Raw genomic sequence first — 7,530 nt, forward strand, 5'->3', positions numbered from 1 at the left:
CCCCTCGCGCGCCGAGCAGCAGCGCGCGGCGCGCGAGGGGAGGGGCGGTCGTCATGGACGCCGCTCATGAATGATATGTTATAACGATTCAAGTGATGAAATGGCGAGGCCGGCCCGAAGGCCGCCCCCGCGTGATCTATCCCCGGGCCATGAAGGCGGCGAAGGCGTCGCGATGCGCGGGATGCCAGCGCGACAGCGCCGGGCGGTTCTCGATGACATCGCCCATCGCCCAGGCCATGCGCTTCTCATCCATCGCCCGGGTCACGTCGTTGTCGGGGCAGAGGATGTAGAAATCGCCCGCCGCCACCCGCTCCAGCAGGAAGTCGGCGACCTGCAGCGCGGTCCAGGCGGCGGCGGGCTTCTCGGGGCTTCCGGTCATGCCGGTATGGGTGAAGCCCGGGATCAGCAGATGCGCGGTGATGCGGTCGCCCGCCGTCTCGCGCAGGCTGTGCGCCAGCCCCTCGGTCAGCGCCTTCACCCCGGCCTTGGCGACATTGTAGGCGGTGTTGCCCGGCGGCTGGGTGATGCCCTGCTTCGAGCCGGTGTTGATCACCAGCCCCGGCCGGTCGCCGGCCAGCATCGCCGGCACGAAGGCCTGCACGCCATGCAGCACCCCCATCAGGTTGATGCCGATGACATCGTCCCAGATCGCCGGCGCGGACAGGGCGTCGGCGCCGCCATGGATGGCGGCGTTGTTCATCAGCAGGCTGACCGGGCCGAAGCGGGCGTGGATCTCGGCGGCGCAGCGCTCGACGGCGGCGCGATCGGCGACATCGAGGCTCCAGCCGGCGGCCTCGACGCCCAGGCCGCGCGCGATCGCGTCGATCTGCGGCGCGCGGTCGATCAGGGCCAGGCGCAGGCCGCGCGCGGCCAGGCGCTGCGCCACGGCCAGGCCGATGCCGCCGGCGGCCCCGGTCACCACCGCCAGATTGCCGGGAGAGAGAGCGTCCATCAGGGGGGACCTTTCAGAAAAGGGGGCTGCCGGCTGTAGCCACCGCCCGGCGGCTGCGTCCAGTCACGCCCTGCGGCGTCGCCCGGGCGCGGGTCAAGATGAGAATTGTTCGCATTTACAACCGGGGTGGGGGCCGCTAGACCGGCCTCTGGCATCACTTCGTGACCGCGGACGCCGCATGACCTCGCCGCTGGCGGCCTTCCTCAATCTTTATCGGGAACGCTCCCGGCTGATCCGCTACGCGGACCGGCTGGTCGGCTCGCGCGCCACCGGCGCCGACCTGGTGCAGGATGTCTTCCTGCGGCTGTGGGAACGCTCGGCCGGACGCGGCTACCCCGACCCCGCCTATGTCACCCGCAGCGTCCGCAACGCCGCCCTCGACCATCTGCGCGCCGAGCGGCTGCGCGACCGCCATGCCGAGGAGGCGCTGCCGCCGGGCGCCGCCGACCTCGAGGCGCAGATCGATGCGCGCCAGGCCATCGCCCTGATCGACACCGCCATCCGCGCCCTGCCGGAGCGCACCCGCCACATCTTTTTGCTTAATCGCATCCATGGCCGCAGCTATCGCGAGATCGGGGCGGTGATGCAGATCTCCAGCACGGCCGTGGAAAATCACATGGCCCGGGCGCTCGCCGCCTGCCGCGCCGCGCTGGACAGCCCCGGGACAGGCCAGGGATAACGCCATGCGCGCCGATGCCCCCCTGCTGCCGCCCGGAGACGAGGCCTCCGCCATGACCGATGACCTGCTGCCGCCCGGAGACGAGGCCTCCGCCATGACCGATGCGCCGCCACGCCAAGCGGCGATGGCCTGGCTCGCCCGGCTGCAGCGCGGCGCGACCGCCGCCGAGCGCCGCGACTTCGCCGCCTGGCGCGACGCCGACCCGTCCCATGCCCGCGCCTGGCAGGATGCCGAGGTGCTGTGGGACCTGGCCGAGGCCCCCGGCCAGCAGGTGGCGCAGGAGGAGGCGGCGGCGCTCGGCGCCTACCTGCGCGCCATGGATGACGGCAAGGCGCGGCGCCGGCGGACCACGCGCGTGGCCGGGGCCGCGTTGGCGCTGCTGCTGATGCTGGGCGGTGGCGGGCTCTGGCTGGAACGGCCGGCGCTCTACCAGGACCTGCTGGCCGATGCGGCGACCGCCCGCGGCGAGCGGCGCCAGGTGGCGCTGCCCGACGGCTCGACCGTGCTGCTGGAGGCCGACAGCGCGTTGGACTGGCGCTTCGACGGCACGGCGCGGCGGCTGCGGCTGCTGCGCGGCGCGGGCTTCTTCGCGGTGCGCCCGGATGCGGTGCCCTTCATCGTCGAGGCGGCCGGCGGCGAGGTGCGCGTGCGCGGCACCCGCTTCGAGACCAGGCTGGTCGGCGAGGAGGCGATGGTGACGCTGGCCGAGGGCAGCGTCGCCGTCACCCCGGGCGGCGAGGCGACCGCCACCGTGCTGACCCCCGGCCAGCGCCTGCGCTTCGGCGGCAGGCGGGGGGCGGCGGAGAGCGTCAGCCTGGACCAGGCGCTGGCCTGGCGCGATGGCCGCTTCGCCTTCCACCGCATGCCCCTGGCGGAGGTGCTGGAGGAGCTCGGCCGCTACCGCCCGGGGCGCATCCTGCTGCTGGACGCGGCGCTGGGCCGCCAGCCGGTCAGCGGCAGCTTTTCGCTCGACGACCCGGATGCGGCGCTGGCGGCGCTGCAATCGGGGCTGGGCTTCCGGCTGCGCCAGGTGGCCGGGCGGCTGGTGCTGGTCGGCGATTAGAAAAAAATCGCGCGCAGGGGGTGGGGTGATCGGTCCGCCCCTTCGTGAAGCCCCTGACAGACGGCGCGATCCCATCCGCGCCGCGACCGTGATCGAGGGTTTTGCGCGATGAACCGACCGAAGCTGGCGCCCCGCCTGGCCGTCCTGCTGGCCTGCACCATGCTGACGCCGCTGCCGATGCTGGTCGCCCCGGCCGCGGCGCAGGAGGCCGCCGAGGGCCGCTTCCGCTTCGACATTCCGGCGCGCCCGATCCCCGAGGCGCTGAACGAGCTCGGCCGCGTCACCGGCCTGTCCGTGGTCTTCACCGAAACCGTGCCGGCCGGCGCCCTGGCCCGCCCGGTCATGGGCCAGATGACGGCGCGCCAGGCGCTGACCGCGCTGCTCGCCGGCACCGGCTTCACCTGGCGCTTCTCGGGCGCCAATGCGGTGACGCTGCTGCCGGTGCCGCCGATCGGAACGGAGGGCGCGATGCTGCTGCCCGACGTCAATGTCGCGGGCGCGCGCGAGAGCGCCTGGGGCCCGGTGCAGGGCTATCGCGCCACCCGCTCGGCCACCGGCACCCGCACCGACACGGCGCTGCGCGACGTGCCGCAATCGATCTCCGTCATCCCGCGCGAGGTGATCGAGGACCAGGAGGCGCGCAGCCTCGACCAGGTGCTGGAGAATGTCAGCGGCGTGCGCTCCGGCGGCTCGGTCGGCAATCGCGGCGAGACCTATCTGGTGCGCGGCTTCCGCACCAATCTGCGCGCCGTCGACGGGGTAATGCTGAACCCGGTGCTGGGCTTTCCGGAGGCCTTCGCCGACCTCGCCAATGTCGAGCGGGTCGAGGTGCTGAAGGGCCCGGCCTCCGTCCTCTATGGCCAGGGCGAGCCGGGCGGGCTGATCAACATCGTCACCCGCCGGCCGGAGATGACGCCCTCGGCCGGGCTGACGCTGGAGGGCGGCTCCTACGGCCACGCCCGCAGCGAGTTCGACGTCACCGGCCCGCTGGGCGAGACCGTCGCCGGCCGGCTGAGCGGCGCGGTGCAGCGCGACAATGGCTGGCGCGACGGCATGCCGCAGACCGAGCGCGAGTTCATCGCGCCCTCGGTCCAGTGGCAGCCCGACGCGCAGACCCGCATTCGGCTGGACGCCACCTATATCAACACCCGCTCCGGCTATGCCCGCGGGCTGGTGGCGCAGGGCGAGGGCGTCTCGATGTCGCGCCGCGCCTTCCTCGGCGAGAACTGGTCGCGCTACGCCTCGCACCGCGCCGACATCACCTGGCGGGCCGAGCGCGAGATCAACGACTGGCTGACCCTCCGCCATATCGGCCGGCTGGACTGGGGCCATACCCACCGGCTGATGGCCGAGCACACCTCGCTCGGCCGCGACGGGCGCACGCTGGGCCGCCGCGCCTACGACCAGAACGACAACATGAACAGCATGGACCTGCAGTTCGACGCGACGCTGCGCTTCCGCACCGGGCCGCTGCGCCACACGCTGCTGGCCGGGCTGGAATATGTCGAGGCCGAGACCTCCTACACCGTGCTGCGCGCCGAGATGGCCGGCATCGACATCCTCAACCCGGTGCGCGGCACGCCGATCCCCTATCTGCCGTTCCACCAATATGCCCGCGACGGGCTGACCATGCTGTCCTTCTTCGCCCAGGACCAGGTCGAGGTGACGCCGCGGCTGAAGCTGCTGGGCGGGCTGCGCTACGACCGCTACGCGCTCGACCGGCTGGACAACCAGATCCGCACCCGCACCCGGCTGGACACCGAGGGCGACGCGGTCTCGCCCCGCCTCGGCGCCACCTATGCGCTGACGCCGGAGGTGACGCTCTTCGCCAGCTGGTCGCGCTCCTTCGTGCCGCAGATGGGCGCCGACCGCCTCGGCCGTGGCTTCGAGCCGGAGACCGGGCAGCAGTTCGAGGGCGGCATCAAGGCCGACCTGCTGGGCGAGCAGCTGTCGGTGACGCTGGCCGCCTTCCAGATCCGCCGCAGCAACGTGCTGGCCACCGACCCGCTGGTCAGCGGCTTCAACGTGCAGACCGGCGAGCAGCGCGCCCGCGGCGTCGAGGCCGAGCTGTCCGGCGAGATCACCCCCGGCTGGAGGTGGCTGGCCAGCGGCGCCTACACGGATGCCGAGATCACCAGCGACACCACCTTCGCCGAGGGCCGCCGCCTGGCCGGCGTGCCGTTGTGGAGCGGCAGCCTCTGGACCAGCTACGAGCTGCGCGACGGGCGCCTTTCTGGGCTGATGCTGGGCGGCGGCGCCTTCGCCTCCTCCACCCGCAGCGGCGACCTGAACAACAGCTACCGCGTCGGCGGCTTCACCCGGGTCGATGTCACGGCGAGCTATCCGGTGCTGCCGCAGGCGCGGCTGGCGGTCTCGGTGCGCAACCTGTTCGACGCCGACTATATCGAGGCGCCGGTGCGGCGGACCGAGAATTATGCCGGCGCGCCGCGCACCGTGCTGGTGGCGCTGAAGGCGCGCTTCTGATGCAGCCCCGCCTTCGGGCGGTCGATCTTTCCTTCGGCTATGGCGCCGCCCCGGTGCTGCGCCAGGTCAGCCTGGACATCGCCCCGGGGCAGCTGACCGTGCTGGTCGGGCCGAACGGCTCCGGCAAGTCGACGCTGCTGGGCGCGCTGGCCCGGCTGCTGCGGCCCGGCAGCGGCGCGGTGCTGCTGGACGGCCAGGCCATCGCCCGCCGCCCGACGCGGGAGGTGGCGCGCATCCTGGGCGTGCTGCCGCAGAACCCGCCGCTGCCCGAGGCCATCACCGTGCACGAGCTCGTCGCCCGCGGCCGCTTCCCGCATCGCGGGACCTTCGGCGGGCTGGGCCCGGCCGACCATGCCGCGATCGAGGCCGCGCTGCGCGCCACCGGCACGCTGGATCTGGCGCGGCGCCCGGTCGAGGCGCTGTCCGGCGGCCAGCGGCAGCGCTGCTGGATCGCCATGGCGCTGGCGCAGGAGACGCCGCTGATCCTGCTGGACGAGCCCACCGCCTTCCTCGACTGGCGCTACCAGGTCGAGGTGCTGGACCTGCTGCGCGCGCTGACCCGCGAGCATGGCCGCACCATCGTCGTCGCCCTGCACGAGCTGAACCTCGCCGCCAGCCATGCCGACCGCGTCGTCTTCTTCCGCGACGGCCGTGTCGTCGCCGAGGGGCCGGTGGCGGAGGCCTGCACCGCCGCCACCATCGAGGCGGTCTTCGGCCTGAAGGTGCTGTGCCTGGACCACCCGCGGACCGGGCGGCCGGTCTTCGTGCCGGCCGGCTGATGCGGCCTTTCTTCCTGCTGGCCGGCGGCCTTCTCGCCATCGCGCTGCTGCATCTGCTGCTGGGGGCGCGGCCGGTCTCGCCGCTGGTGCTGTGGCAGGTGCTGGCCGCCCCCGACCACGACGACTACGCGCAGCAGATCGTCACGCATTTCCGCCTGCCGCGGCTGCTGGCCGGGCTGGTCGCCGGCAGCGGGCTGGCGCTTTGCGGCGCGCTGCTGCAGGCGCTGGTGCGCAACCCGCTGGCCGAGCCGCAACTGCTCGGCCTCAATGCCGGCGCGGCTTTGGCCGTGGTCGCCGGCGGCATGCTGCTGCCCGCTTTGCCGCCCGAGGCCCGGCCGCTGCTGGCCGCCGGCGGCGCGCTCGCGCTGTTCGCGGGGGTGCTGGGCCTGGCGCAGAGCGGGCGCGACGGGGCGACGCCGATCCGCCTGCTGCTCTGCGGCGTCGCCGTCACCGCTTTGGCGGGCGCCGTCACCACCGGGCTGCTGCTGCTGGACGAGCAGGCGCTGGCCGAGCTGCGCACCTGGCTGGCCGGCGACCTGGCCGCGCCCTCGGTCGCCCTGCTGCTGGCCGTGTCGCCGCTGCATCTGCTGGCCATCGCGGCCGCCTTCCTGCTGGCGCCGCAGCTTGCCTTGCTGGCGCTCGGCGACGCGGTGGCGCAGGGGCTGGGCGTGCGGCTGGGGCGGCTGCGGCTGGCGGCGGTGCTGGTGGCGGCGCTGCTCTGCGGCGGCGCGGTGACCGTCGCCGGGCCGATCGGTTTTTTGGGGCTGCTGGTGCCGCTGCTGGCGCGGCGGCTGCTGGGCACGTCGCTGCCGCGCATCTTCCTCGGCTGCCTGCTGGGCGGGCCGCTGCTGCTGCTGGCGGCCGACCTGGTGGCGCGCACCATCCTGCTGCCGCAGGAGATCGCCACCGGCATCGTCACCGGCCTGCTCGGCGCGCCGGTCTTCGTCGCGCTGATTGCGCGGGGCGCCCGGTGATGGCCTGGCGCCTCGGCCTGCTGCTGGCGGCGGCGCTGCTGGCCATCGCTGGCTTGTCCATCGGCGCGCAGCCGATCGAATGGTCGGAGATCCTGGCCGCGCTGACCGGCACCGGCGAGGAAAACGCGCAAAAAATCGTGCTGGGGCTGCGGCTGCCGCGCGTCCTGCTGGCGCTGCTCTGCGGCGCCATGCTGGGCCTGGCCGGCGCCGCGCTGCAGGGGCTGACCCGCAACGGCCTGGCCGATCCCGGCCTGGTCGGCGCCAAGGAAGGGGCGACCATCGCCATCCTGCTGCTGACCATCGGCTTTCCCGGCCTGCCCGAGGCCTGGCGCCCCTGGGCCGGCATGGCGGGCGCCCTGGCGGTGGCGGGGCTGGTGATGCTGCTGGCGCGCTCGCTGTCGGGCATCCGCTTCATCCTGGTCGGCATCGGCGTGTCCTGGACCCTGTCGGCCGGCGTCGCGCTGTTCATCACCACGGCGCGGATCGAGAAGGTGCAGCTGGCGATGATCTGGCTGGCCGGCAGCCTGCACGCCGCCTCCTGGGAAGCGCTGCTGCTGGCGCTGCCCTGGGCGGTGGCGGGGGCGGCGCCAGCAGCAGCG

Annotated in this window: 7 protein-coding genes; 6 read left to right on the forward strand and 1 reads right to left on the reverse strand. The window is 73.7% G+C overall.

Features of this window, described 5'->3' with window-relative positions; translation table 11 throughout:
* Positions 1-136: 136 nt before the first annotated feature.
* Complete coding sequence (locus GVN67_RS27175; RefSeq protein ID WP_160000443.1) at positions 137-952, reverse strand: SDR family NAD(P)-dependent oxidoreductase; 816 nt, start codon at positions 950-952, stop codon at positions 137-139.
* Positions 953-1,130: 178 nt separating this feature from the next.
* Between GVN67_RS27175 and GVN67_RS27180 the strand changes: the two genes are divergently transcribed.
* The 6 genes from GVN67_RS27180 to GVN67_RS27205 all read left to right on the forward strand — a co-directional run.
* On the forward strand, positions 1,131-1,631 hold the full coding sequence (locus GVN67_RS27180) for a sigma-70 family RNA polymerase sigma factor (RefSeq protein ID WP_160000444.1): 501 nt from the start codon (positions 1,131-1,133) through the stop codon (positions 1,629-1,631).
* 4 nt (positions 1,632-1,635) lie between these two features.
* Positions 1,636-2,694, forward strand: a complete 1,059-nt coding sequence (locus GVN67_RS27185; RefSeq protein ID WP_160000445.1) for a FecR domain-containing protein — start codon at positions 1,636-1,638, stop codon at positions 2,692-2,694.
* Between the two features lie 108 nt (positions 2,695-2,802).
* On the forward strand, positions 2,803-5,178 hold the full coding sequence (locus tag GVN67_RS27190; RefSeq protein ID WP_160000446.1) for a TonB-dependent receptor: 2,376 nt from the start codon (positions 2,803-2,805) through the stop codon (positions 5,176-5,178).
* On the forward strand, positions 5,178-5,957 hold the full coding sequence (locus tag GVN67_RS27195) for an ABC transporter ATP-binding protein (RefSeq protein WP_160000447.1): 780 nt from the start codon (positions 5,178-5,180) through the stop codon (positions 5,955-5,957). Before GVN67_RS27190 ends, GVN67_RS27195 begins: the two co-directional genes overlap by 1 nt.
* Positions 5,957-6,931, forward strand: a complete 975-nt coding sequence (locus GVN67_RS27200) for an iron ABC transporter permease (protein ID WP_160000448.1) — start codon at positions 5,957-5,959, stop codon at positions 6,929-6,931. The genes GVN67_RS27195 and GVN67_RS27200 overlap by 1 nt, the downstream gene beginning before the upstream one ends.
* Positions 6,931-7,530: iron ABC transporter permease (locus tag GVN67_RS27205; RefSeq protein WP_160000449.1), on the forward strand; the 600-nt coding region annotated here is incomplete at its 3' end. The genes GVN67_RS27200 and GVN67_RS27205, both read left to right, overlap by 1 nt.

The organism is Roseomonas sp. 18066 (genome assembly GCF_902706185.1).
Lineage (GTDB): Bacteria > Pseudomonadota > Alphaproteobacteria > Acetobacterales > Acetobacteraceae > Pseudoroseomonas.